Source organism: Haloterrigena alkaliphila, assembly GCF_017352155.2.
Lineage (GTDB): Archaea > Halobacteriota > Halobacteria > Halobacteriales > Natrialbaceae > Haloterrigena > Haloterrigena alkaliphila.
This window is the reverse complement of sequence record NZ_CP071462.1, coordinates 1,435,669-1,460,260: the sequence shown is the minus strand read 5'-3', so window position 1 is coordinate 1,460,260 and position 24,592 is coordinate 1,435,669. Positions and strand designations below refer to the sequence as shown.

22 protein-coding genes are annotated in these 24,592 nt (G+C 67.3%); 15 read left to right on the top strand and 7 right to left on the bottom strand.

What is annotated here, in order from left to right:
- Positions 1-92 precede the first annotated feature (92 nt).
- On the bottom strand, positions 93-827 hold the full coding sequence (gene hisA / locus J0X25_RS25905) for a 1-(5-phosphoribosyl)-5-[(5-phosphoribosylamino)methylideneamino]imidazole-4-carboxamide isomerase (protein WP_207290427.1): 735 nt from the start codon (positions 825-827) through the stop codon (positions 93-95).
- 209 nt (positions 828-1,036) lie between these two features.
- Here hisA and J0X25_RS25900 point away from each other — a divergent pair, with 209 nt between their 5' ends.
- The gene (locus tag J0X25_RS25900; RefSeq protein WP_207290426.1) at positions 1,037-2,200 is read left to right on the top strand and encodes an inorganic phosphate transporter; all 1,164 of its coding nucleotides are present in this window, start codon (positions 1,037-1,039) and stop codon (positions 2,198-2,200) included.
- A 46-nt stretch (positions 2,201-2,246) separates the two neighbouring features.
- On the top strand, positions 2,247-2,672 hold the full coding sequence (locus J0X25_RS25895) for a universal stress protein (RefSeq protein ID WP_207290425.1): 426 nt from the start codon (positions 2,247-2,249) through the stop codon (positions 2,670-2,672).
- Positions 2,673-2,752: 80 nt separating this feature from the next.
- Here J0X25_RS25895 and J0X25_RS25890 read toward each other — a convergent pair whose 3' ends face one another.
- The gene (locus J0X25_RS25890; RefSeq protein WP_207290424.1) at positions 2,753-3,253 is read right to left on the bottom strand and encodes a hypothetical protein; all 501 of its coding nucleotides are present in this window, start codon (positions 3,251-3,253) and stop codon (positions 2,753-2,755) included.
- A 295-nt stretch (positions 3,254-3,548) separates the two neighbouring features.
- Here J0X25_RS25890 and J0X25_RS25885 point away from each other — a divergent pair, with 295 nt between their 5' ends.
- The 7 genes from J0X25_RS25885 (at position 3,549) to J0X25_RS25855 (ending at position 11,490) form a co-directional block, all read left to right on the top strand.
- On the top strand, positions 3,549-4,733 hold the full coding sequence (locus tag J0X25_RS25885; RefSeq protein ID WP_207290423.1) for an inorganic phosphate transporter: 1,185 nt from the start codon (positions 3,549-3,551) through the stop codon (positions 4,731-4,733).
- Between the two features lie 240 nt (positions 4,734-4,973).
- Positions 4,974-5,363, top strand: coding sequence for a ferredoxin Fer (gene fer, locus J0X25_RS25880; protein WP_207290422.1), 390 nt, complete (start codon positions 4,974-4,976; stop codon positions 5,361-5,363).
- 290 nt (positions 5,364-5,653) lie between these two features.
- Positions 5,654-6,985, top strand: a complete 1,332-nt coding sequence (locus tag J0X25_RS25875; RefSeq protein ID WP_207290421.1) for an ABC transporter substrate-binding protein — start codon at positions 5,654-5,656, stop codon at positions 6,983-6,985.
- A 30-nt stretch (positions 6,986-7,015) separates the two neighbouring features.
- Positions 7,016-8,128: a carbohydrate ABC transporter permease gene (locus J0X25_RS25870; protein WP_207290420.1), complete on the top strand. Its 1,113-nt coding sequence runs from the start codon at positions 7,016-7,018 to the stop codon at positions 8,126-8,128.
- Positions 8,125-9,033: a carbohydrate ABC transporter permease gene (locus J0X25_RS25865; protein WP_207290419.1), complete on the top strand. Its 909-nt coding sequence runs from the start codon at positions 8,125-8,127 to the stop codon at positions 9,031-9,033. Before J0X25_RS25870 ends, J0X25_RS25865 begins: the two co-directional genes overlap by 4 nt.
- A 19-nt stretch (positions 9,034-9,052) precedes the next feature.
- Complete coding sequence (locus J0X25_RS25860) at positions 9,053-10,198, top strand: ABC transporter ATP-binding protein (RefSeq protein ID WP_207290418.1); 1,146 nt, start codon at positions 9,053-9,055, stop codon at positions 10,196-10,198.
- A 257-nt stretch (positions 10,199-10,455) separates the two neighbouring features.
- A complete protein-coding gene (locus tag J0X25_RS25855; protein WP_207290417.1) occupies positions 10,456-11,490 on the top strand; it encodes an A24 family peptidase in 1,035 nt (344 codons plus the stop codon).
- Positions 11,491-12,093: 603 nt separating this feature from the next.
- Here the strand turns inward: J0X25_RS25855 and J0X25_RS25850 are convergent.
- Positions 12,094-12,321 (bottom strand): hypothetical protein, encoded by a 228-nt coding sequence (locus tag J0X25_RS25850; protein WP_207290416.1) that lies wholly within the window; start codon positions 12,319-12,321, stop codon positions 12,094-12,096.
- A 97-nt stretch (positions 12,322-12,418) separates the two neighbouring features.
- Positions 12,419-12,838, bottom strand: a complete 420-nt coding sequence (locus J0X25_RS25845; protein ID WP_207290415.1) for an HIT family protein — start codon at positions 12,836-12,838, stop codon at positions 12,419-12,421.
- A gap of 540 nt (positions 12,839-13,378) precedes the next feature.
- Here J0X25_RS25845 and J0X25_RS25840 point away from each other — a divergent pair.
- From J0X25_RS25840 to J0X25_RS25830, 3 genes are all read left to right on the top strand, one after another.
- Positions 13,379-14,365 (top strand): hypothetical protein, encoded by a 987-nt coding sequence (locus tag J0X25_RS25840; protein WP_207290414.1) that lies wholly within the window; start codon positions 13,379-13,381, stop codon positions 14,363-14,365.
- Entirely contained in the window at positions 14,353-15,033 is a 681-nt protein-coding gene (locus J0X25_RS25835; protein WP_207290413.1) for an NTP transferase domain-containing protein, read from the top strand. The genes J0X25_RS25840 and J0X25_RS25835 overlap by 13 nt, the downstream gene beginning before the upstream one ends.
- A gap of 198 nt (positions 15,034-15,231) precedes the next feature.
- Positions 15,232-15,963, top strand: a complete 732-nt coding sequence (locus J0X25_RS25830; protein ID WP_207290412.1) for a glycerophosphodiester phosphodiesterase — start codon at positions 15,232-15,234, stop codon at positions 15,961-15,963.
- Between the two features lie 66 nt (positions 15,964-16,029).
- Here the strand turns inward: J0X25_RS25830 and J0X25_RS25825 are convergent, their stop codons facing one another.
- Complete coding sequence (locus J0X25_RS25825) at positions 16,030-16,701, bottom strand: uracil-DNA glycosylase (protein ID WP_225896743.1); 672 nt, start codon at positions 16,699-16,701, stop codon at positions 16,030-16,032.
- A gap of 95 nt (positions 16,702-16,796) precedes the next feature.
- Here J0X25_RS25825 and J0X25_RS25820 point away from each other — a divergent pair, with 95 nt between their 5' ends.
- The 3 genes from J0X25_RS25820 to J0X25_RS25810 all read left to right on the top strand — a co-directional run bounded on the left by J0X25_RS25820 (position 16,797) and on the right by J0X25_RS25810 (position 22,951).
- Entirely contained in the window at positions 16,797-17,036 is a 240-nt protein-coding gene (locus J0X25_RS25820; RefSeq protein WP_207290410.1) for a DUF8151 family protein, read from the top strand.
- Between the two features lie 104 nt (positions 17,037-17,140).
- Positions 17,141-20,350, top strand: a complete 3,210-nt coding sequence (ileS, locus tag J0X25_RS25815; RefSeq protein ID WP_207290409.1) for an isoleucine--tRNA ligase — start codon at positions 17,141-17,143, stop codon at positions 20,348-20,350.
- A 462-nt stretch (positions 20,351-20,812) separates the two neighbouring features.
- Positions 20,813-22,951 (top strand): hypothetical protein, encoded by a 2,139-nt coding sequence (locus J0X25_RS25810; protein ID WP_207290408.1) that lies wholly within the window; start codon positions 20,813-20,815, stop codon positions 22,949-22,951.
- An 18-nt stretch (positions 22,952-22,969) separates the two neighbouring features.
- On the opposite strand, the gene J0X25_RS25805 is transcribed toward J0X25_RS25810, so the two are convergent.
- Both J0X25_RS25805 and J0X25_RS25800 read right to left on the bottom strand, forming a co-directional pair.
- Positions 22,970-23,824: a ribose-phosphate diphosphokinase gene (locus tag J0X25_RS25805; RefSeq protein ID WP_207290407.1), complete on the bottom strand. Its 855-nt coding sequence runs from the start codon at positions 23,822-23,824 to the stop codon at positions 22,970-22,972.
- 179 nt (positions 23,825-24,003) lie between these two features.
- Positions 24,004-24,534, bottom strand: coding sequence for a hypothetical protein (locus J0X25_RS25800; RefSeq protein ID WP_207290406.1), 531 nt, complete (start codon positions 24,532-24,534; stop codon positions 24,004-24,006).
- Positions 24,535-24,592 lie beyond the last annotated feature (58 nt).

Here is a 24,592-nt window from a genome sequence, read left to right as displayed (position 1 = left end):
TCGATGCCAGAGCGAGCAGTACGTTCGAATATTCGGAACGTCAGTGAAAACTGGGTCAGCAACCCCTAGTCGACAGATCGTTCCGCGCCAATTCAGCTATCGTCGACGACAGACTGCGCCTCCTCGAGCGTGAACTTCCCTTCGTAGAGCGCGCTGCCGACCACGACGGCGGCCGCGCCGGCGTCCTTCAGGTCGCGAACGTCCTCGAGCGTGGCCACGCCGCCGCTGGCGACGACCGGGATAGCGGTCGCGTCGACCAGTTCCCGCACCGGTTCCGTGGCGACGCCCTCGAGTTGGCCCTCGACGTCGACGTTGGTGAAGAGAATCGCGGCGGCGCCAAGCTCTTCGTACCGCTCCGCCGCTTCGACCGGGGAGATTCCCGCGCCCTCGGTCCACCCCTCCACGACGACCTCGCCGTCCTTGGCGTCGAGGCTGACGACCACGCTGTCTGGGTGGCGCTCGCTGATCTCGGCGACGATCTCGGGATTCTCGACGGCCGCCGTTCCGAGGATGACCCGGTCGACGCCGCGCTCGAGCAGGTCGACGGCGTCGTCGGCGGTTCGGATGCCTCCGCCCAGTTGCGTCGGGACGTCGACGGTCTCGAGGACGTCGTCGATGGCGTCGGCGTTGGCCCGCTGGCCCTCGAAGGCGCCGTCCAGATCGACGAGGTGGAGCGCTTCGGCGCCCTCGTCGAGCCACCGGCGGGCGGCGTCGACGGGGTCGCCGTAGCGCTTCTCGGTCCCGCGCTCGCCCTGGACGAGCTGGACGACCTCGCCGTCCTGGACGTCGACGGCGGGAATCACCTGAAATGTCGGAAACTCGCTCATACGGTAGCGGAGGCCGGGCGCGGGCCTAAAGCCACCGACTTCGGGAGCGACCGAACCGTGAGCGTCGCCTCGAGGCGACGGCTCGTCGAACGACGCCGGAGCCGACGGCGAGTGTCCGGGTCGGTACCGTCGCCGGCTGCAATCGCATGCGAATGTCGTATCCGGCTGTCCCAGTACTTATTTCAGGAACCCTCAGATATCCACTCCCAATGGTCGAAACCGTGTTGTTGGTCGGGATCGTCGCGTCGCTGTTCGTCGGCTTCAACATCGGCGGCTCGTCGACCGGGATCGCGTGGGGGCCCGCCGTCGGAGCCGGACTCCTCCGGAAGACCACCGCCGCCGGATTGATGACCGTCTTCGTCTTCCTCGGCGGCTGGACCGTCGGTCGGAACGTGATGGACACGCTCGCCGGCGACATCATCGCGATCGACATCTCGCTCGCCGCGGGCGTCGCCGTGCTCTTTTTCATCGGCTTCGGCATCCTCATCGCGAACGTCTTCGGCGTTCCGGTGCCGACGTCGATGACGACCGTCGGCGCCATCGCCGGACTGGGGCTCGCGACGAACACGCTCAACTTCGACACGATCGGCTGGATCATCTCGTGGTGGGTCGTCACCCCGATCATCGGCCTCTGGGTCGGTGCCACGATCGGGCGCTACGTCTACCCGGAACTCAACCGCCGGTTCAACATTCGGTCCTCGGAGGGACCGCTGCTGGTTCTCGACCGCGGCGGATCGGTCCCGAAACCCGCGTACGGACCGAACACGACCACCCAGGAGTTCGTCGGGACGATCCTCGTCCTCGTCATCGGCTGTTACATGGCCTTCAGCGCCGGTGCGAGCAACGTCCCCAACGCCGTCGCGCCGCTGGTCAGCAGCGGCGCGCTCGGGGCCGACAACGCGATCGTCCTCGCGACGATCGCGATCGGCATCGGCGGCTTCACCATCGCCCGTCGGACGATGGAGTCGGTCGGCAGCGAACTCAGCGACATCCCGCTGCTGGCGGCGCTGGTCGTCATGACGACCGCCTCGACGATCACGACGATCCTCTCCTGGATGGGGATCCCGATCAGCCTCGTGATGGGGTCGGTAATGACCATCGTCGGCCTCGGCTGGGGACGGGCGACCCGACCCGTGACGGCTCGAGATGCGATCCGCGGCGACGTCGACGCGGAGATGTCGATGGGGGCGCTGAAGGCGGAACCGGAGGCCCCGGTGACCAAGATCGGTGAAGCGGAGTCCGACGAAGTCCTGAACGCGGGCGACCTGTTCAACCCGCGGGCGATCATGAAGTACGTCTCGATGTGGATCATCGGGCCGTCGATGTCGACGATCCTCGCCTACGCCTTCTTCGTCGCCGTACCGTTCGTCTAAGTGAACAGCCCGCCGCGTTTATTCCCCTCGCCGTGGGAACTGACGTATGATCTCCCGCGTTCTCGTGCCGATGGACGGCTCCGAAATGAGCGAGCACGCCCTCGAGTACACCCTCGCGGCCCACCCGGACGCCGAGATCACGGTGCTCACCGTCGTCGGCGAACCGTCTCCGCTGTGGGGCGAAGCGACGGGGCTGGCGTTGGCCGACGACCTCGAGGCGATGGCCGAGGAGCACGCCGAAGCGGTGTTCGACCGCGCGCGAGACCTCGTCGAGGCGTCCGACGGGGAACCGACGCTCGAGACCGTCGTTGAGCTGGGTCATCCGGTCCGCGCGATTCTCGACCGGGCAGGCGACCACGATGCGATCGTCGTCGGCAGTCACAGCGGCAGCCTCGCGGACCGGTTGTTCGTCGGCAACGTCGCGGAGAAGGTGGTCCGACAGTCGCCGGTTCCAGTGACCGTCGTCCGGTGAGCAGCGTGGTCGCAGGAACCCGGCTCGGCTCAGTTCTCGACTCGGCTCAGTTCTCGACTCGGCTCAGTTCTCGACTCGGCTCAGTTCTCGACTTCCTCACCCTCGGTGGACTCCTCGAGGAGGTCCTCGATCTCGTCCTCGCGGGGACGGCGGTCGACGCGCTCGTCGACGGACTCGACCTGCGCCTGGACCTCGTCGAGTTGGTCGCCGACCGTCTGTTCGACGGTTTCCTCGACAGTGTCGCTGACGGTTTCCTCGACGGTACTGCTGACGGTCTCCTCAACGGTACTGTTGACGGTTTCCTCGACGGTGTCGGTGACCGTCTGCTCGACCTGCTGTTCGACGGTCTGCCCGACCGATTCCTCGACCGACTCCTCGACGGTCTCCTTGACGGACGTCGTCATCCAGTCGGGATCGAATCGGGCCATCTTCCAGACGACGTGGAGGATGTACGAGGCGAACACGCCCAGCCCGAACGTCAGCCCGATCCGAAGGTCCAGCGTGGCGATCAGCGCGATCGAGATGAAGATCAGGGCGCCGTACGCGAGGTCGATCAGCGCGTCGATGCGCGCCGGTCTCATGGCTGCTCGCTGGTCGAATCCGTATCGATCGACGTGCTTTGCGACCGCGGCCGCGATCCCGCTCGAGGCTGAGACGGGCCCGCTCCGTGCCGCGATCGATTACGTTCCGGAATCGGCGGTGTGCGTGGCAACATGATAGCTGCCCGTACGAAGCGACGCGTCGAAACGTTTGGGATCGAGGCTGCAAGGCGCCACCGGCGTGCGTCGGTGGCAACGGCGGACCCGGGCGTGAGGTCGGCCCCGGTGCGGCGGCGAATGAGCGCGTTTTTAGTACCGGATCGCGTAAGCGTCGGACGTGAACGCGGAACCGCTGCTTATCGTCGGGATTCTCACGGCGATCTTCGTCGGCTACAACATCGGCGGCTCGACGACCGGGCCCGCGTTCGGGCCCGCCGTCGGTGCCGACGTGATTACGAAGGTGATGGCCGCCGGGCTGATGTCGATTTTCTTCTTCATCGGGGCCTACACCATCGGCCCGCAGGTCGTCACGACGCTCGGCGAGGAACTCGTCACCGACACCGCCATCTTCACGATGCGGTCGAACGTCGCCGTCCTCTTCTTCATCGGGGGCGCGCTGTTCGTCGGCAACTACGCCGGCGTCCCGGCGTCGACGTCGATGACCGCCGTCGGCGCCATCGCCGCGCTCGGCCTGGCGACCGGGGAACTCGACTGGTCGGTGTTAGGCGAGATCGTCGTCTGGTGGATCGTCGCCCCGATCATCGGCTTCTGGGTGGCCGGCGTCGTCGGCCGCTACTTCTACCCGCGGATCAACGCGTGGGTCGCCATCGAGGGGAGTACGGACGGCGAGCCGATGATATCCGTCGACCGGTCCGGCACCGTCCCGCGGCTCCAGTTCGGCGGCGACGGCGATCGACGGGAGATCACCGGCGCGTTCGTCGTCGTCGGCATCGGCTGTCTGATGGGCTTTTCCTCGGGGACGAGCAACATCGCCAACGCGATCGCGCCGATCTACGGCACCGGCGACGTCGACATGGTGCCGCTGATTCTGATCGGCTCGGCGGCGGTCGCCGTCGGCTGCTTCACCATCGCCCGCCGGACGCTGGACACGCTCGGCAACGACATCACGAACCTCCCGCTGACGGCCGCGATCGTCGTCGCCGTCATCAGTTCGACCATCGTCGTCGGCCTCTCCGCGATCGGCATTCCCGCGAGTTTCGTCGTCATCGCGACGATGAGCATCGTCGGGTTAGGCTGGGGACGGGCCACCCGGACGACGACGCTGTCAGACGCCGCCCGCGGCGAGGAGACTCGCGTCTCCGTCGGCGCCCTCACCGCCGAGCAGGAGGGCGAACAGTCGCCCGGCATCGGCGAGGAGGAACCCGAAGACATCCCGAAGGCGTCGGATCTCTTCGATCCCTCGACGACGGCCCGCGTCATCCTCATGCAAAACGTCGTGCCGCTCATCTCGACGGTCGGCGCGTACATCACGTTCCGGTTCGTCCCGATCTTCGGCTTCTGACGGCCGACGGGAGACCGGCGGCCACCCAGTCGGCGGAAACCGCCACCGTCAGCGCGGGAAGCGGCAAACGACGCGGGCCAGGGACCGGTTCGGTGGATATTTTCTTTTTTCCCACCCGTTTTGCGCCACGGTAGTTTACGTTTGGTGACGTTCTTTGGTTCGAACTTTCGAATTCCGAGTCAAAGACAATTTAGGACTGAACAGCAAGCTATACCAGTGCGGGACGTGAAGCTTCGGGTGATGCCCACGGTAGAATACCTCAACTACGAAGTACTGGACGACCAGGGCTGGGACATGGATGATGACGACCTCTTCGAGCAGGCTGCCGACGCCGGTCTCGACGACGAGGACTACGGAACCCTCGACGTCGCCGAGGGCGAGTACATCCTCGAGGCCGCCGAGGCCCAGGGCTACGACTGGCCCTTCTCCTGCCGTGCAGGCGCCTGTGCGAACTGTGCGGCGATCGTCCGAGAGGGCGAGATCGACATGGACATGCAGCAGATCCTCTCGGACGAGGAAGTCGAGGAGAAGAACGTCCGACTGACCTGCATCGGCTCCGCCGAGACCGACGAGGTCAAGATCGTCTACAACGCGAAACACCTCGACTACCTGCAGAACCGCGTCATCTAAGGGTACGTGGTAGCGACGATTTTTTCGACCGGGATCGAGTGACCGGGCGCACGTACGTCCGAAGTAGGTGCTACTCTGTTCGAGTCCGGGACTCGAACAGCGTACAGAGAGTTCGTGAGCGCCAGCCGCTGCCATAGCGGAGCGTGGTGACAGCGGCTCGTTTCGAATTGGACTCGAACACCGAGCCTGGCGGCCGAGAGACTCTCTGTCAAACCTTACTCAGCTGCGAATTAATAACACCAATATTTATTATGGGAGACGGTAGATACTCGCCCGTGACAAAATTCGCTATGAGCGATAAGAACGACAGCGGTCGGACGCTTCGACGGCGTCGCGTTCTGGGTGCGATGGGTGCAGCGGGTGGGTTAGCGCTCGCGGGCTGTCTCGGCGGCGGCGAATCGGACGCCGATTCGCTCGACGAGGCCATCGACGAGGACCTCGAGGAGAGCGAGTACGAGACGCTCGAGATCGGTCACTGGTGGACCGCGGGCGGCGAGAAGGACGCGTTCGATGCCCTCATCTCCGGGTTCGAAGAGGAACATCCCGACATCGACGTCGAACCGCAGGAGTCACCAGGCGGGGGCGGCAGCGCGCTCGAGACCGACGTTCGGAGTCGGTTCGTCGACAACGATCCGCCGAGCACGTTCCAGATCTGGCCCGGACAGGCGCTGACGACGTACACCAACGACGACCTCCTGTTCGACATCGGGGAACACGTCTGGGAGAGCGACATGCAAGACGCCTACCTCTCGGGCCCCGAGGAGCAGGCCCAGATCGACGGGACCTACTACGCGGTCCCGATCAACATCCACCGACTCAACAACGTGTTCTACAACGTGTCGGTGCTCGAGGACGCGGACGTCGACCCCTCGTCCCTCGAGAGCATCGACGATTTCGCCACTGCGCTCGCGGCCGTCGACGACGCCGGCTACACCGGCTTCGCGCAGTCGACCGCGACGTTCATGATGGTCCAGCTGTGGGCCGCGACGCTGCTTTCGGAGGGCGGCGTCGATACCTACGACGCGGTCATCAACGGAAACGTCTCGGACAACGAGGACGTCGTCCGAAGCTCGCTCGAGCGGGTCGTCGAGTTCTCGGAGTACTTCCCCGAAGACGCCAGCTCCGCCGCGTGGGACGAGGCCAACGGCGACGTCATCGCCGGCGAGGCGGCCTTCCACCACAACGGCGACTGGGCGGCCGGCCAGTACCTCGGCGAGGACGGGTTCGACTTCGAGGACGACTGGGACTACATCCCGTTCCCGGGAACCGACGGCATGTACGCGCTGAACATGGACTCGTTCGTCTTCCCGAAGAACAACCCGTCGCCGAACGCGACGCTCGCGTTCCTCCGGTACGCGGGGACGGCGGACGCACAGCGGCGCTTCAACCTGCAGAAGGGGTCGATCCCGCCGCGGAACGACGTCGACACGTCCGAGTTCACCGCCTTCCACCAGCGCCAGATCGAGCAGTTCCAGTCCTCCGACGAACAGCCGCCGTCGATGGCCCACGGACTGGCGCTGTCGCCGGGGCAGCAGTCGGACGTCGAGGGCGTCATGACGGCGATGGCCGAAAACTGGGACGCCGACGAGGCCTACAGCGGCATCGTCGACGCGCTCGAGTAAGATGACACACCGGCACGGCACTTCGAACACATGATCGAACGGCTCGTTCGCTCCCTCCGGCAGTCGTCGGACTCGGATGCGGACGCGGACTCCGGCCGACCGCTCCGATCCGACGGCGGTGAGCGGCTCAACGAGCCGCGATCCTCGTCGGAGCTTCGCTCTGACGGCGGTGAGCGGCCCGGCGGGGTCGACGCCGCCGAGTCCGGCCTCGGCCGACCGGACGAGACCGGTCCCGAGTCGGAATCGACGCTCGGGTCGATCCGCCGAAGCGAGTTCGTGCAGTCGATTCCCTTCTGGCTCCCCGGGTTCCTCCTCGTGGGGGCGTTCGTCTACGGCGCGATCGGGTGGAACTTCCTGATCTCGCTGACCGACTGGTCCGGACTGGGCGACCCCGACTACACGAATCTCTCGCTGGATACGTACGTCCAGCTCCTCCGGGACGGCGCGTTCCACAACGCGACGTGGAACACGATCGTGCTGATGGTGGCGTTCACCGGCGTCTCGCTGATCGTCGGGCTTCTACTGGCGATCCTGATGGACAGAGAGATCCGCTTCGGCAACGGCTTCCGGACGATCTACCTGTTGCCGATGAGCCTCTCGTTCGTCGTCACCGCCATCTTCTGGAAGTGGATGTACAACGCCTCCGACGGCGTCATCAACGTGACCCTCGAGGCGATCGGCCTCGGCGCGATCGCGCCCAACTGGCTCGGCGATCCCCGATTCAAGCTGTGGGCGGTCGTCATCGCGCTGATCTGGCAGTTCAGCGGCTACTGCATGATCGTCTACCTGGCGGCGCTGCGAGCCATCCCGGACGACCACTACGAGGCGGCCCGCGTCGACGGCGCGACGACCCTGCGGCTCTACCGGCGCGTAATTATCCCGCAGCTCCGCGCGGCGACGATGGGCGCGACGGTCGTGCTCGTGGTCTTCGCGCTGAAGGCGTTCGACTTCATCTACGTCATCTACGGCGGCAGCCAGCCGGGCCCCTCGGCCGACATCCTCGGCATCATGATGTACCGCGAGGCGTTCGCCGGAACCCCCGAGTGGGCGTACGGCTCCGCCGTCGCGATGGTGCTGTTCGTCCTGGCGCTCGCCGTGATCGCCCCCTACGCCTTCGCGCAGTACCGACGAGGTGACCTATGAGCAACGCACGACCGTCGACGGAAGAGACGGCAGAATCGCGGTTCGACAAGCTGAACTACCGGCGCATCGGCCTCTACGGGCTGCTGGGCGCGGTCGCCGTTCTCTTCCTCGTGCCCCTCGTGAGCGGGCTGATGACGTCGCTCAAGGGCGGCAACGCGTTCGCGACCACCCTGCCGTTCGTCCCGCCGTCGCCCGACGTCGCGACGCTCGAGCCGTGGTCGACCGCGTTCTCGCGGCTCGGCGGCGCGATGATAAACAGCGCCGCGGTCGCGATCCCGGCGACGGTCTTCTCGGCGCTGTTCGGGAGCATGACGGCCTACGGCCTCACGAAGATCGACTGGCGCGGCCAGCTCGTCGTCGTCGTGTTGTTGCTCGCGGCGGTCTTCATCCCGTACCAGGCGGTCCTCGTCCCCCTGCGACAGGGGTGGACGATGGTCGGCCTCGAGCACACGCTCGAACTGATCCCGGTCGTCGGCGACGCGCTCGCCGCTCGCACCGGCCTGTTCGAGCTGATCGTCACCCACACGGCCTACGGGATCCCGATCTGTACGGTCCTCTTCCGATCGTACTACCAGAAGTTGAACGACGAGATTCTCGAGGCGGCGCGGCTGGACGGCGCGCCGGAGCGGCGGGTCTACCGCCGCATCGTGCTGCCGCTGTCCGTGCCGATGTTCGCGGTGACGCTGATCTACCAGTTCACCCAGATCTGGAACGACTTCCTGATCGCGCTGGTGCTGCTGAACTCGCCGGAGAACTTCGTGGTGACGCTGGAACTCAACGCGCTCGCGGGATCGATGCAGAGCATGTACAACGTCCAGATGGCCGGCGCGTTCCTCGCGGCGTTACCGACGCTGCTCGTCTACATCGCGTTCGGAGAACAGTTCGCGAAAGGTGCAACCGTATGAGCTACGAGAGAGACGACAGATGACAGAAGTCACGATCGACGGCGTAACGAAGACGTTTCAGGACAGCAACGGCGAGATCGTCGCCGTCGACGACGTAACGATCGAGATCGAGGACGGGGAGTTCCTCGTCCTCGTCGGCCCCTCGGGCTGTGGCAAGTCGACGACCCTGCGGATGGTCGCCGGCCTCGAGACGGTCACCGACGGCTCGATCCGACTCGACGGCCGATCGATCGAGCACCGCCAGCCCAAGGACCGGAACGTGGCGATGGTGTTCCAGTCCTACGCGCTGTACCCGCACATGACCGTCCGGGAGAACATGCGCTTCGGACTCGAGGAGTCGACGGACCTCGGCGACGAGGAGATGGACCGACTCGTCGAGGAGAGCGCGGAGATGATGGGGATCGGGGAGTTGCTCGACCGGAAACCGAGCGACCTCTCGGGCGGCCAGCAACAGCGGGTCGCGCTCGGACGGGCGATCGTCCGCGACCCCGACGTGTTCCTGATGGACGAACCGCTGTCGAATCTGGACGCCAAACTGCGCTCGCAGATGCGGACGGAACTCCAGCGGATCCAGGAGGAACTCGGCGTGACGACGATCTACGTCACCCACGACCAGACCGAGGCGATGACGATGTCCGACCGCATCGCCGTCCTCAACGACGGCCGACTGATGCAGGTCGGGACGCCCCTCGAGTGCTACCACCGGCCGGCGAACCGCTTCGTCGCCGACTTCATCGGCGATCCGTCGATGAACTTCGTGGACGTCACGCGGCGCGACGACGCGCTCGTCACGACCGACGGGGGACTCACCTATCCCCTCGCGGCGGACGTGGCGGCGAATCTCGGCGACGCGACGGACCTCGTCCTCGGCGTTCGGCCGGAGGACGTGGAGATCGACGGCGGATCGGCCGCCGACGAGCACACCGTGGCGGCGACGATCGACGTGATCGAACCGACGGGCGACGACAACGTCGTCTACCTCGACCTCGACGACGTCGATCTCTCGCTGGTCGCCACCGTCGACGGGATGCGCCGCCTCGAGAGCGGCGACGAGGTGACCGTCGGCATCCCCGAAGACGCGATCCACGTCTTCGACCGGGCGACCGGCGAGGCGCTGCACAATCGGCGCCTCGAGGAAGACGAGATCGATCAGCCGGCCCACTGACGCGCCGGCGGTTCGCCGGCGGTTCGTGCCCGTCTCTGGGCCCGAACGACCCGCGGTTCCTCGGTTCGCGGTTTCTCTGATCTTCGCGCCAGGTGCTTCGCTCCTCCGTACTTCGCTCCTCGCTACGCTTCGTCCCTCGATATCGAGAGCAGTCGCCCCCAGACGCAGCAAGAGCGCTCTAGCGAGGGAACCGGGGTCGAGATTCGAGCGGGGCGCAGCCGAAAGGATAACACTCCCCCGCTTCGAGAGGGGCATCTGTGACACTCGCCGACGTCGCGACGATTCCGGACCTCCTGCGGCTCATCGCCGTCCCCGTCTTCGCCTGGGTCGCCGTGCGCGATATCAAGACCAGGCGCGTCTCGAGTACCGTCTGGATCCCCCTCGCCCTGCTCGGCGCGGTCCTGCTCGCCTGGGACGGCTGGCTCGCCTGGAGCGCCGGCGGCTACGCCTGGACGCACGACTTCCTCGTGCCGACGGCGGTGGGTCTGGGCTTCGTCGTTCCGATCGCGTACCTGTTCTGGTGGTTCGGCGGCTTCGGCGGCGCCGACGCGAAGGCGCTGCTCGTGCTCGCGCTGTTCTTCCCCACGTACCCGCAGTACGCCGTCGGGTCGGTGACGCTGCCGCTGACGGCCACGCCCGTCGAGACGTTCTCGTTTACCATCCTGACCAACGCCGTCGTCGTCGGCCTCGCGGTGCCGATCCTCCTCGTCGTTCGCAACGCCGCCGCGGGCCGCGTGACGTCCGTCATGGCCATCGGCTGGCCCGTCTCGTGGAACGATATCCCCGAGACCCACGGGCGACTGCTCGAGACGCCCGAGGGTCCCTCCCGCGGGGGGCTGGACCTCGACGCCCTCCGGATGTACCTGCGCTGGCGCGGCCTGACGCTGGCCGACGTCCGGGAGGCCCCCGACCGGTACCGCGATCCGGCGACCCTCCCCGAGGACCCGAACCCGCCGACCGACGGCGCCGTGACCGCAGCCCCGGTCCGGGGCGACGGCGGCGCGGAACTCGCGGTCGAGAACGACGGGGACTCCGCGGCGAGCGGTTCGGACGCCGCCGCGAGCGCCGACGACCACGCCTCCGACGACCCGTGGGGCGCCGACGCCTTCCTCGAAGACATCGACGGGACGGCTTACGGCACGACGGCCGCCGACCTCCGGGAGGGCCTCGAGGTGCTCGCCGAGAAAGACACCGTCTGGATCTCGCCGGGCACGCCGTTTCTCGTCCCGGTGTTCGCTGGCCTGGTGATCGCGCTGGCCTACGGCGACCTGCTCGTCGGGACGCTCCTCTGATCGCCTCTTATCGACTCGAGTTCGAGCGATCCTGACACTATTCGTCGACGATATCGGCAGCCGAGGCGTCACTCCGGACCGACCGGTCCACGTGCAGTGGCGCGCGCTGTCGATCGGTCCGAGGACTCGAGGACCGATCGACGTTACTGCGCGAGGGATGAGTGAGTGAACGGAGTGAACGAACGAATCGGCTGGGGAGGGTGTGGCAATCCCTGACCGCCAGACTGAGCAGAACGCTTCTGAGCGCTTCCACTGTTGCTCGCGACCGTGTTGTTAAACACGACTCGACGGTACGGATAGAACCGCGGCCGCGAGTGAAGTGAAGGACGATGAATACCGTCTTGCGTATCGTGGCAACAGGGAATCACCACGCCCTCCCCAGCCGATTCGCTCGTTCCTTTCAGTCACTCTCTCATCCCTCGCACGAACGTACCGACGCGTCTTCGCGATACTCAGACGCGTCGCCAGCGCGCGCCACCGCACTAGCGGTTCATCAGTCCGCGGTGATTCGTCGGTGCTAATCGGAGCGAGTCGCCGGATGAGATTCGTCTCGAGCGGTAAAATGGACTGTCGATCCGTCAGGGGCGATGAAGCACTCGAGGCTCAGTACACCAGCCGTTCGTACAGCGGCACCAGCGCCGTCCAGAACACGACGAAGACCGCGCCGACGCCGATCAGGGCGAACCACGCATCGCCCCGGCCGGTCGGAGCGCCGCTCACGAGGAGAGCGAGGGTGGCCGCGAACAGCCCCACGCAGACGAGGAGGCTGCCGACTTCGAGGGCCGTGGCGACGGGGTGGGCCCGAAACTGGGCGGCGATTCCGGCGATCATACGCGACGCTCGCAGGCGAGCGGTAAAAACGTCACGGGCGTCGCCGGGTCCGCCGACCGGCCTTCGATTCGACCCGGCCTCGAGCCCTAGCCCGCCCTCAGGCCCGAGACTCGATCGCGTCGGCGATGTCGTCGAGTTCGTCGTCGGGGAGGTCCTGCTGGCCGTCGAACAGGAAGTGGATCGGGCCGTGGTCGTCGTCCTCGAAGCGGGGAACGATGTGACAGTGGACGTGGGGCACTTCTTGGCCGGCCTCCTCGCCGTTGTTGAACGCGACGGTCGTCGCGTCCGCGTCGACGGCGTCTTCGACCGCGGGGACCATGCGATGGATCGTCGCGTAGAGGTCCGTCGCCACGTCGTCGGGGACGTCGTTCAGCCGTTCGTACTCGTCTTTCGGGATGACCAGCGTGTGCCCCGGCGCCAGCGGGTTGGCGTCGAGGAAGGCCATCGTCGTCTCGTCTTCGTACACGACTCGAGCGGGGATCTCCCCCTCGACGATCTGGCTGAAGATCGTACTCATGTGTGCGTGTGCGTCGGCCCGCTGTATGAAGCTTACTCGCTCGAGCGCGGTCACGGTATCGACCCGTTACCGTCATCGGTCGTAACCCGCGTGAACTGCGGTGAAGTCACGGTAACTCGAGGCACCTGCCGAGAATCGCGCTGGACGATTGCTCGCGTTCAATACCGACGGCCACCTCCGGACGAGTGCCCACTGGGGCACCGTCGTATCGACCCTGAGCCGGAAGGCACCCGAACTGGAACCACGACACACGGACACACCCCCGCCGATTTTTTCGCTCCCGACCGTCGTCGATTCTCGATAACGTGTGGACTCGAGAACGGGGCCGAGAGCGGAAGTAGGCCCGAGGGAAAATTCACTAAATCATATCCCATAATTGTATACGTTCGTGTAGCCTTACCATGAGAGGCTGCAAGTCTTATTACGCTGACCGGCCTACGTGTGCCTATCGCCATCACGGTAACTGCACGCACACCGCGCGTCGGCACGGGACCGAGACGAGACTGCTCGCGGACCCGGTTTTCGGGTGACTGGTAGCATATGGTCGAGGTACTGTACGCCATCGAGCGACCGTTCATGCGGAAGACGTTCGAAGCGATCGACCGCCACGTGGAGGTCACGTCGGCGTTCATCCCGGTTCGGACGGACGCACGCGGCTGTAGCGACCGCATCGAGGAACTCCCGGTGGACGACCCCGGTGCGGTCGACGAGAACGTGCGGGCGATCGACCCGTCCGTCGTCGTCTACAACCACCGGTTCGGCATCGAGCGGTTCACCTTCTACGAGGAATACCCGCTGGTTCACCTCCGCCACGGCGCGTCGATCGGCCGCGGCGAGATCGACGTCACCGCGGAGACGATGCTCGAGCACGTCGCCGCCGCGCTCGCGCCAGGCGAGCGGTGGGCGAGAGCCTACCGCGCCGCCGCACCCCCGGACGTAACCGTAGCCGTCGTCGGGATTCCGGAAGCCGACGCGCTGGTCGGCGCACCCGCTCCCCGCGAGCGACGGGTGCTGTACGCGCCGACCAATTACATGGTCGGCCGCGGCGCGTACGCGAACACCGCCCGCTCGGTCGTGGAGTGTTTCGCCGACTCGACGTACGAACTCCTCTTTCGGCCCCACCCCACCGACAGGCGCGAGGGGCCGGGCCTGCCCGTCACGCGCGAGTGCCGGGAGCGGATCGCCGACCTCCCGAACGTCGTCTTCGATACGACTACGACGCCGGGCGAGAGCATGCGCCGCTCCGACGTCCTCGTCTCGGACTACTCGGGGACGATCACCGAGTGGCTCCACACCGGCCGCCCGCTCGTTCAGTTGACCGATATCGACGCGCCGGACCGCGAGGTACCCGAAATCGGCACCACGACCGACGCGCTCGACCTCGCGCTCGTCGACGACCTGTACCGGAACGGCGAGTCCGCGGCCGCGACGCGCCGACGCGAGTCGTGGCTCGAGTCCCTCGAAATTCCGATGGACGGTCGGGCCGGCGAACGCGCCGCCAGGGAGGTGTGTAAATGCAGAGCGTGATTCTGGCGGCGGGCGAGGGCCGGCGCATGGGCCGGCACACCGACGACGTCCCGAAGGCGTTCCTCGAGTTCGACGGCCGGACGCTGTACGACCGACAGCGCGCCCTGCTCGAGCCGCACGTCGACGGCACGAGCGTCGTGTTGGGCTATCGCCACGAGACCGTCCTCGAGCGGTACGATCCCGCCGATCCGATCGTCCTCGAGGGGTGGGACCGCTACGAGAACGCCGCCTCGCTGCTCCTCGCGCTCGAGCGCATCGACGACGACCTGCTGGTGCTCAACGGCGACGTGCTCGTCGACGAGCGGGAAGTCGGGCGATTGACGGAAGCGTTCGAGGCCCTCAGCCGCCGCCTCAACCTCGTCGGATGTATCCCGGGAATCCAGAGCGCGGAGACGGCGATCCGCTGGGACGAGACGGGACGCGTGTCGGCCTACGGCCTCATCGAGGGCCACCAGCACGCCGGGTTCGGGATCGTGAGCCGCGACCACCGGACGGCGGCGATGCAGGTCCTGCGAGAGCGACTCGACGACTGGTATCCGTGCATCTACCCCCGGACGCCGACCCGACCGCTGTTGATCCCGGCCGAACGACACGTGGAAGTCAATCGACCGGCCGACCTCGAGCGGGCGCGTGCGTGGCTCGACTCCGAGCGGATCCGGTCCGCGTGATACCGTTCCGAGCGGATCCAGTCCGCTGTGATACCGCGCGCTACCGACGGTCGACGGTCGTTGGACTACCGGCACCGTTCGGACTACCCACCTATCCGCCACGGAGATACTCGGTGTTCGGCGACAGTTCGAAGGAGAGACCGGTGTCAGACGCCGAAACCACAATGTTGATGGCCGCTGGCTGTTGGAACCCGGTAGATGGAGATCATCGGCCATCGTGGCTGTGCAGAGCAGCGTCCGGAGAATACCCTCCTCGCGATCCGCGACGCCGCCCGTCGACTCCCCGCGGTCGAGGTCGACGTCCGGCGGTGCGGATCGGGCGAACTGGTGGCGTTTCACGACGAGACCCTCGAGCGCGTCACCGACGCGTCGGGGCGGGTCGACGAGACGCCGTGGGCCGACCTCCGCGACCTGACCGTCCTCGAGTCGGCCGAATCGATTCCCCGCCTCGAGGCGGTCCTGCGGGCCGTCCCGGACGACGTCACCGTCCAGCTCGAACTGAAAGAACGGGGGATCGCGTCGGATACGCTGCAGTTGGCGATGACGGCCGGCGCCGACGTCCGCGTCTCGTCGTTTCTCCCGGACGCGCTCGCCGAAATCGAGACGGACTACCTCGACGTTCCCAACGGCCTGCTCTTCGGCGACGAAGCCGACGCGAACCTCTCTCGAGCCGCCGACCTCGACTGTACGCACGTGTTCCCCCACTACGACCTCTGTCTCGAGACCGACGTCGTGTCCGCCGCCCGCGAGCGCGGGTTCGACGTCATCGCCTGGAAGGCCGCGCGGACGCCCGAGCACGTTCGAGCGCTCCACGAGGCCGGCGTCGACGGGGTCACCGCGGACCGCTGGGACGTCGCGCCGCCCTCGCTGCAGGCGACGCTCGAGGCGGAGCGGTCGGAGCGGCCGAAACGGTCATCGCGAGCGGAGTAGCGCACAGCGCCGCGAGCGCGAGCATTCGTACGAAAACCGATGAAATAGCGCGGGAGCCGTCGGCCGCTACCCGCACAGGTCCTCGAGCGTCTCGCCGATCGCCGCGAGGTACGCCTCGGGTTCGTACCCGAGGCGGCCGATCCAGACGTCCTGGTAGGAGGGGTGCAGAATCGGCACGAGGGTCGTCTCGAGTCGCTCGCAGCGGACGGGCTCGAGGACGGTCTCGATGAATCTCTCGAGCTCCCGGTCTTCGGCCGCGAGCACGCTCGTCGTCGCGTGTTTCCCGGTCGCCAGCACCACGTCGGGATCGATCGTCTCGATCTCGGTCAGCAGGTGCGTTCGGCAGTTCGTCCGCTCCTCGGGGGTCGGCTCGCGATTGCTGGTCGGATCGTCCGGATCGGCGGGAAAACACTTCACCGCGTTCGTGTAGTAGGCGTCGTCGCCGTAGTCGACCCGCTCGAGCATGCGGCGGATGCGCCGGCCCGAGTGTCGGGAGGTGTAGGCCTTCCCGGTCCAGTTGCCGCCCTGCCAGCGGTCGGCCTCGGGGATGCCGGCGCCGGGCGCTTCGCCGACCACGAGGACGCTCGCGTCGAGGGGACCGGTGCCCCACGAGATACACTCTCGATGCTCGACCAGCGCCGGACAGCGCTGGCAATTCGGTTGGAGGACGTTTCGCGTCGTCGGGAACGGCGGCTCTCGAGGGGGCGTCGAGTCGGATTCGGAGGGCGACGGAGACACACGAGACCGGACGGCCTCGAGGGAGTTAGGTCGCTCGGCGTCGCGTCGGACGTGAGGGGACAGGTTTACCTCCCCCCGGTTGCTTTCAACCGGCAATGGCATCGGCTACCCCGGAACTCCTCACGGAACTGCTCCCGCTCGTTATCTACGCGGTCGCCGGCGGCCTCCTGACCGCCGGCGGCCTCGCCGCCGAGTACGCGAGCCTCCAGCACCTCGGCGCCGGCGAGGCGATGGTGGGCGCGTGGCTCGCCGCGATCGGCTGCGTGATGCTCTACGCCGCGTACAGCATCGGCTACCGGAAGGTCCTCGCGCAGTTCGCCACCGTCGCACAGTAACCGACGGCTCCGAATCCGCTGGTTCTCCCGTGGCGCCTCGAGTCGACAGTTGCGACGCCCGGCGGACCGATTCCCCTTTACTCCCGGAGTGAGATTGCACCCGTATGAGCAGATTCGACGAGGTCGACGACCAGTACGATCCCCACGCCCTCGAGGGGCGGGTCTTCGACTACTGGGACGACGTCGACGCCTACGAAAAGACGGTCGAGCACCGATCGGACGGCGAATCCTACTTCTTCGTCGACGGGCCGCCGTACACGTCCGGCTCGGCGCACATGGGAACCACATGGAACAAGTCGCTGAAGGACGTCTACCTCCGGTTCCACCGGATGCAGGGGTACGACGTCACCGACCGGCCGGGGTACGACATGCACGGCCTGCCCATCGAGACCCGCGTCGAGGAGCGGCTGGGCTTCGAAAACAAGCAGGACATCGAGGAGTTCGGCGAGGAGAACTTCATCCAGGAGTGCAAGGACTACGCCGACGAGCAACTCGAGGGCCTGCAAGCGGACTTCCAGGACTTCGGCGTCTGGATGGACTGGGACGACCCCTACCGGACCGTCAGCCCCGAGTACATGGAGGCCGCCTGGTGGGGCTTCGAGAAGGCCGCCGAGCGCGGCTTAGTCGAGAAGGGCCACCGCTCGATCTCGCAGTGTCCCCGCTGCGAGACCGCCATCGCGAACAACGAGGTCGAGTACGAGGACGTCGAGGACCCCTCGATCTACGTCAAATTCGACCTCGCCGAGCGCGAGGGCTCGATCGTCATCTGGACGACGACGCCGTGGACGATTCCGGCGAACACCTTCGTCGCCGTCGACGAGGAGGGTGACTACGTCGGCGTCCGCGCCGAGAAGGATGGTGAGGAAGAACTGCTGTACGTCGCCGAGGCCAAACACGAGGAAGTCCTGCGGGAGGGCCGCTACGAGGAGTACGAGGTCGTCGAAGAGCTGACCGGCGACGAGCTGCTCGGCTGGTCCTACGACCACCCGCTCGCCGAGGAGGTCCCCGAGCATCCCGACCACGAGGGCGCACGCGAAGTGTATGCGGCCGACTACGTCGACACTGAGGGCGACGGCACCGGCCTCGTCCACTCCGCACCCGGTCACGGTGAAGTCGACTTCGAGCGCGGCCGGGAACTGGGCTTCCCGATCTTCTGTCCGGTCGGCGGCGACGGCGTCTATACGGCAGAAGCGGGCAAGTACGAGGGGCAGTTCGTCAAGGACGCCGACGACGAGATCACGGCCGACCTCGAGGACAACGGCGCGCTGCTCGCCTCGGGCACCGTCCAGCACAGCTACGGCCACTGCTGGCGCTGTGACACGGGCATCCTCCAGATCGTCACCGACCAGTGGTTCATCACGATCACCGACGTGAAGGACGAACTCCTCGAGAACATCGAGGACAGCGAGTGGCACCCCGACTGGGCCCGCGACAACCGCTTCCGGGACTTCGTCGAGGAGGCCCCCGACTGGAACGTCTCCCGGCAGCGCTACTGGGGCATCCCGCTACCCGTCTGGACCCCGGAAGAGAGGGACGACGACGAGGACAGAATCGTCGTCGGCGACCGCGAGGAACTCGCCGAACGCGTCGATCAGGAGATCGATCCCGAAACCGTCGACCTTCACAAGGACACGGTCGACGATCTCACCATCACCGAGGATGGAACCACGTACACGCGCGTGCCCGACGTCTTCGACGTCTGGCTCGACTCCTCCGTCGCCACGTGGGGGACGCTGAACTACCCCGCGGACGACAGCCGGTTCGACGAACTCTGGCCCGCCGACTTCATCCTCGAGGCCCACGACCAGACCCGGGGCTGGTTCTGGTCCCAGCTGGGAATGGGGACCGCCGCGCTCGGCGAGAGCCCGTACAAGGAGGTCCTCATGCACGGCCACGCGCTCATGCCCGACGGCCGCGCGATGAGCAAGTCCAAGGACATCCTGATCGACCCCCACGAGGCCATCGACCGCCACGGCCGGGACGTCATGCGCATGTTCCTGCTCTCGAACAACCCGCAGGGCGACGACATGCGCTTCTCCTGGGACGGGATGCAGACGATGGAGAACCACCTCCGGACGCTGTGGAACGTCTTCCGGTTCCCGCTGCCGTACATGCGGCTGGACGACTTCGACCCGCAGGAGACGACGCTCGAGGACGTCGACGACGACCTCGAACTCATCGACGAGTGGGTGCTCGCCCGCCTCCAGTCCACGAAGGCCGAGATGACCGACCACTTCGAGGACCGCCGGCAGGACCGCGCGCTCGACGCCCTGATCGAGTTCGTCGTCGAGGACGTCTCCCGGTTCTACGTGCAGGCGGTCCGCGAGCGCATGTGGGCCGAAGAGGACAGCGGCTCCAAACGGGCCGCGTACGCGACGATCTACCGCGTCCTGCGGGAGAGCGTCGCCCTGCTCGCGCCCTACGCCCCGTTCATCAGCGAGGAGATCTACGGGACGCTGACCGGCGACGAGGGTCATCCGACGGTCCACATGGAGGACTGGCCCGCGGTCGACGAGTACTGGGAGGACGAGCAACTCGAGGACGACGTCGCCTTCCTGCGAGCGATCGAGGAGGCCGGCGCGAACGCCCGCCAGCAGGCCGGTCGGAAACTGCGCTGGCCCGTCCCGCGGGTCGTCGTCGCCGCCGACGACCAGCGCGTCGTCGAGGCCGTCGAGCGCCACACCCCGCTGCTCGAGGACCGGCTCAACGCCCGCGAGATCGAACTGGTCTCGCCCGACGACCGTTGGGGCGAACTCCAGTACAGCGCCGAGGCCGACATGAGCGAACTCGGGCCGGCCTTCGGCGACCGCGCCGGCCAGGTCATGAACGCGCTCAACGAGGCCCGGATCGACGAGTCGAGCCTCGAGGCCATCGAGGACGGCGTCGGCGACGTGCTCGAGGACGACGAATCCATCACGGAGGAGATGGTCTCGTTCGTCACGCAGACCCCCGAGGGCGTCGCGGGCACCGCGTTCGGCCTCGACGGCGACGACCGCGGCGTCGCCTACGTCGACGCCTCGCTGACCGACGACATCGAGAGCGAGGGCTACGCCCGCGAGGTCATCCGCCGCGTCCAGGAGATGCGCAAGGACCTCGATCTCGACGTCGAGGAACGCATCGCGCTGGATCTCGCGATCGACGACGACCGCGTCGCCACGCTGGTCGCCGAGCGCGAGGACCTCATCCGCGAGGAGGTCCGCGCCGACGAGATTGGATCGCTCGAGGGCGAGGGTCACCGCAAGGAGTGGGACGTCGAGGGCGTGTCGATGGAGATCGGAATCGAACCGCTCGCGGCTGCTGAGGCGTCTGACTAGTCGCCGCCGAGCGGCGCGAGGGCTGAGCGAATGCGAAGCCCTCGGAAGCGAATAGCGCGGGATCGAAGGTCCCGCGGACCATGCGAACGGGCAGAGCGCGGCGCTATGCGCCGCGACTGTCGGGACGGCTTCGCCGTCCCGCAGCGCCCGTGAACAGACGGTGAACGACGTGAGCCGTGAGCAGCACGAGGCGTTTTTTGGTTCGGATTTTTCGGAGCGGTGAGCGGATGCGCGGCGCGTAGCGCCGCGGAATGCGAACGGTGAAACCGCGAGCACAGGAGAGAACCCGACGAGAAAACGGTGGATGCCGAGATCGGGACCGAACCGCTGGCGACGGCTGAAGCGTCGGCGTAGTCCAACCCGCGATCCCCCGATCACCGTTTCGCTTCGCGTGTCTATCTGTTCTCAGTGACACTAAGAATGCCATAAAAGTCTTAGTTCTTGACTCGACAGAGACGGGTAGTGACATCCCGGTTCGCCGTTCTCCTGACTGTCTGTCTGCTGATCGGAACCGTTCCGGCCGGTGTCGTCGGCGCTGGCAGCGGTGGCGCCGGCGTTCCGGTGACGACCGACCGCGAAGTCGCCGTGAGCGCGCCGTCGCCGTCGATTTCGACCGACGCCCGCGGCGGTTCGACCACGATGGCCGACGCCGACGACGTCATGCACCGGACGACCGAACTCCGCCACCTCCCCGATCGACCGGGCGAGTTCGAGGCCGAGATGACCTTCGAGATCCCGGAGCCGATGTCGGCTCTCGAGATCGAACTCGATTCCGAAGCCGACGTCCGGTCGACCATGGGCTTCGAGGCGACCGAGAAAGGCACCTACAAGTGGACCGAGGAGACCGACGCGCCGTCGATCCGGTTCCGAATGCCCGCCGATCGGCGCGGCGATGGCGCCCGCGACGGTGAGGAGTCCCCGGCGGCGGGGACAATGACCGACGCCGCGGCCGGGGGCGGCGGCTACACCTTCGTCGACACCGGCGAGTGGGGCATCGTACAGGTTCCCGACGTCGGGATCACCTTTCGCCGGGACAGCTCCGTCGAGATCGGCATCGAACGGACGGTCACCGTCGACGGCCCCGGCGCCGCCGGCACCAGTATCGCCGTCTTCGGCCCGGTAACCGAGTACGAGCGGGCCGTCGACGGAGGGACGGTCACGCTGGCCGTTCCCGACGCCGCCGACCTGCGGGAGCGACCGGCCGACATCCTCGAGTCGATCGCCGACGCGGACGAGCGCCTCGACGTCGGGTCGCGGGAGAAAGAGATGCTGTTCGTCGCCGCGCCGACCGACGTCGACTGGGGCCCCCGCGGCATCCAGTACGGCGAGTCGGACGCGTGGGTCGCCGCCGACGCCCCGCTCGACGAGGCGTCGAACGTCTGGCTCCACGAGTACGTCCACGTCCGGCAGGGGTTCGCCGACCGCGACGTCGCGAGCGACGCCCGGTGGCTCGTCGAGGGCGGCGCCGAGTACTACGCCGCCCTGCTCGCCTACGAGCAGGGGCGGATCTCGTTCACCGAGTTCCGGGACGAACTCGAGCGCGGCGAGCGCTCGCCGTACGCCGACGGCGCCCTCGCCGATCGGACGACGTGGAGCGATCCCGACACCGACTACGTCAAGGGGCCGCTGGTCTACGGCGACCTCGATCGGCGACTCCGAGCGGCGACCGACGGCGACCGGCGCATGGACGACGTCCTCCGGCAGTTGAACGCGCAGAACAGCCGGGTGACGGCCGCCGATTTCCTCGCGGCGCTCGAGGAGATGGGCGGAACGGGCGTGCGGGACGCCGCCGAGACGTACACGCGAACGACGGCGACGCCCGACGCGTGGAGCCAACTCGAACACCGCGCGGCGTTCGACCAGCCGCGGGCGGCGATCGAGTACGGCCTCGGCCCGGCGCCGCTCGAGGTCGCCGGGCAGGAGTGGGAGCGCTGGGATCGCGACGACCTCGCGGGTCCCGCCGCCGACGTCGGCCGGGGCGACGTCCTGGCCGTGCCGGTCGGCCAACGGGTCGCGGTCCCCGTCGCGATGGCGAACGACGACGACCGCGCGGGCACCGCCGACGCGTCCCTGCAGGTCGACGGCGACATCGTCGACGCCGATCGACGCGTCCTCGAGGCCGGCGCGACCGCGACGACGGTGCTCTCGTGGACGCCGACCGATCCCGGCGTCTACGACGTCCGGGTCGGAACGGACCGCCTGACCGTGTTCGTCCGATCGACGCCGAGCCTGACCGTCACCGACCTGCAGGCCGCCCCCGACAGCGTCGCTCCCGGCGACCCGGTGACGGTCACCGCGACGGTCGCGACCGCCGACCCGTTCCCCGCCGCGGGCGCGCTCCGGATCCGGACGGCCGAGGAGACGACGATCGCGGAACCGATCGCGCTCGCACCCGGCGAGACCGGGAGCGTCGAGGCGACGATATCCTTCGCGGGCGACGGCAGGCACGAGATCGGCGTCAGCGACCGGTCGACGACGGTCCGCGTCGGCGGAATCGGGTCGAACCTCGAGTCGATGCCCGGGTTCGGCGTCGCCGCCGGGGCCGTCGCGATCGGCCTCGTCGTCGCGATCGCAGCGGTCGGTCGGCGGCGCCGACGCTGAACCGTCCCGAGCCGAAAATCAGAGCCGTTCCGCGAGCGTCGGCGCGACCGAAACGGCCGTCGACTGGCGCTCGATCGTATCGGTGCCGTAGATCGCCTCGACGCCCGCGTTCGAGAGCTTCGTGACGGCGTTGCGCGCGAGCAGCGGGTGAACGCAGGTGACGAACACCCGGCCGACGCCGCGATCCCGGAGGACGCCGACGGCCTCGCTCATGGTCGACCCCGTCGCGATGATGTCGTCGGTGACGACGACGTCGCGGCCGTCCACGTCGACGTCGCTGGGGCTGATCTCGACCTCGGTCCCGGAGTGGCGTGTCTTCTCGAAGTAGTCCGTCTCGCCGTCGCCGTAGGCGTCCCGGACCGTCTCCGCGAGGGCGATCGCGCCCGCATCGGGCGAGAGGAAGACCGGATCCTCGAGGACATCGGGCAACGGCTCGGCCAGTCGGCCGGCCGCGTCGACGGCCGTCGCCGTAGGCTCGAAGAAGTCACAGATGGCGTCCTCGTGAGGGTTGACCGTCAGCACGCGGTCGGCGCCGGTCGAGACGGCGCGGGCGACGGCGCGGGCGGAGACGGGGTGGCCCGCCTCGAAGGCCTCGTCCTGGCGGGCGTAGCCCATGTACGGCAGGACGGTGACGACCTCCTCGGCGCCGGCTTCTCGGACGGCGTCTTGTAGCAAGAGGAGTTCGAGGTGCGCGTCGCTCGAGACGGTCGAGGCGACGACGACGGCCCGGTCGTCGTCGAAATCGGGGACGGCCGCGAGCCGTTCGCCGTCGGGAAACCGGTCGTACTCGACGGCGGCGAGCGATACCTCGAGTTCGTCCGCGAGGGCGGCGGCCAGCGCCTGGGAGGCGGAGCCGCCGACGATCGTGGTCATACTCGAGGGGAGAGCGCGGGGGCTAAACCCGTTTTCGTTCTCGTCGTCGACGCCGTTCGTTCTCGCCGTCGATCGCACTCGGGATCGAAGGAATCGACAGCGGGAGCGTCCCCGATAGTCGGGACCGCAGGAGCGCCACCGATCGTCGGAACCGCGGGAGCGTCACCGGTCGCCGAAAATCACGCGTCTGCGTCGCCGGTGCCACACGGCCCGCCGTCGGTATTGCCGTGGATCGTCAGCGTTCCATCGCCGTTGATTCGGACCAGCAGGTTGAGACAGTCCGGTTCGTTCCACTTGGCCGGCGTGACCTGAACCAGCGATTCGCTGTCGAGGCGCGCCGTCACGCGGAAGTTGCCCGGATCGGTCGGCCACTCGCGCTCGAGGGTCGCCTCCTCGTTGGTCGCCAGGTCCACGGTCTCCCACGACTCGATCTCGCGGTCGAACTCGACGAGCACGTCGACCGTGCGGGCGGACTCGTTCGAGTTGTCGACGGTGATATCCCCGAGGATGGTTCCCTCGAGGTCCGTCGTGCTCTCGGTCTCGGTCTCCTCGGGTTCGTCCTCGTTCTCCGCATCGTCACCGTTTCCGCCGTCGTCGCCGTTGCCGTTTCCGTCGTCGCTCGAACAGCCGGCGAGGCCCCCCGCGAGGGCGGTGCCGGAGACGGCCAGCAGTCGGCGGCGTGGTAGATCGCTCGAAGGTAGATCACTCATATAAGAAACAGAGAGTATTCGCGGTAGTTAAACGTTCGTCAGACATCGCGCTCGCGGC

Excerpts from the sequence above, each read along its gene's own strand:
- J0X25_RS25840 (WP_207290414.1), top strand. The coding sequence starts at position 13,379 with ATGGTCGAGGTACTGTACGCCATCGAGCGACCGTTCATGCGGAAGACG.
- J0X25_RS25820 (WP_207290410.1), top strand. The coding sequence starts at position 16,797 with ATGGCATCGGCTACCCCGGAACTCCTCACGGAACTGCTCCCGCTCGTT.
- J0X25_RS25865 (WP_207290419.1), top strand. The coding sequence starts at position 8,125 with ATGAGCAACGCACGACCGTCGACGGAAGAGACGGCAGAATCGCGGTTC.
- J0X25_RS25890 (WP_207290424.1), bottom strand. The coding sequence starts at position 3,253 with ATGAGACCGGCGCGCATCGACGCGCTGATCGACCTCGCGTACGGCGCC.
- J0X25_RS25895 (WP_207290425.1), top strand. The coding sequence starts at position 2,247 with ATGATCTCCCGCGTTCTCGTGCCGATGGACGGCTCCGAAATGAGCGAG.
- J0X25_RS25850 (WP_207290416.1), bottom strand. The coding sequence starts at position 12,321 with ATGATCGCCGGAATCGCCGCCCAGTTTCGGGCCCACCCCGTCGCCACG.
- J0X25_RS25835 (WP_207290413.1), top strand. The coding sequence starts at position 14,353 with ATGCAGAGCGTGATTCTGGCGGCGGGCGAGGGCCGGCGCATGGGCCGG.
- J0X25_RS25845 (WP_207290415.1), bottom strand. The coding sequence starts at position 12,838 with ATGAGTACGATCTTCAGCCAGATCGTCGAGGGGGAGATCCCCGCTCGA.
- J0X25_RS25900 (WP_207290426.1), top strand. The coding sequence starts at position 1,037 with ATGGTCGAAACCGTGTTGTTGGTCGGGATCGTCGCGTCGCTGTTCGTC.
- hisA (WP_207290427.1), bottom strand. The coding sequence starts at position 827 with ATGAGCGAGTTTCCGACATTTCAGGTGATTCCCGCCGTCGACGTCCAG.
- J0X25_RS25860 (WP_207290418.1), top strand. The coding sequence starts at position 9,053 with ATGACAGAAGTCACGATCGACGGCGTAACGAAGACGTTTCAGGACAGC.
- J0X25_RS25875 (WP_207290421.1), top strand. The coding sequence starts at position 5,654 with ATGAGCGATAAGAACGACAGCGGTCGGACGCTTCGACGGCGTCGCGTT.
- ileS (WP_207290409.1), top strand. The coding sequence starts at position 17,141 with ATGAGCAGATTCGACGAGGTCGACGACCAGTACGATCCCCACGCCCTC.
- J0X25_RS25870 (WP_207290420.1), top strand. The coding sequence starts at position 7,016 with ATGATCGAACGGCTCGTTCGCTCCCTCCGGCAGTCGTCGGACTCGGAT.
- J0X25_RS25830 (WP_207290412.1), top strand. The coding sequence starts at position 15,232 with ATGGAGATCATCGGCCATCGTGGCTGTGCAGAGCAGCGTCCGGAGAAT.
- J0X25_RS25805 (WP_207290407.1), bottom strand. The coding sequence starts at position 23,824 with ATGACCACGATCGTCGGCGGCTCCGCCTCCCAGGCGCTGGCCGCCGCC.
- J0X25_RS25800 (WP_207290406.1), bottom strand. The coding sequence starts at position 24,534 with ATGAGTGATCTACCTTCGAGCGATCTACCACGCCGCCGACTGCTGGCC.
- fer (WP_207290422.1), top strand. The coding sequence starts at position 4,974 with ATGCCCACGGTAGAATACCTCAACTACGAAGTACTGGACGACCAGGGC.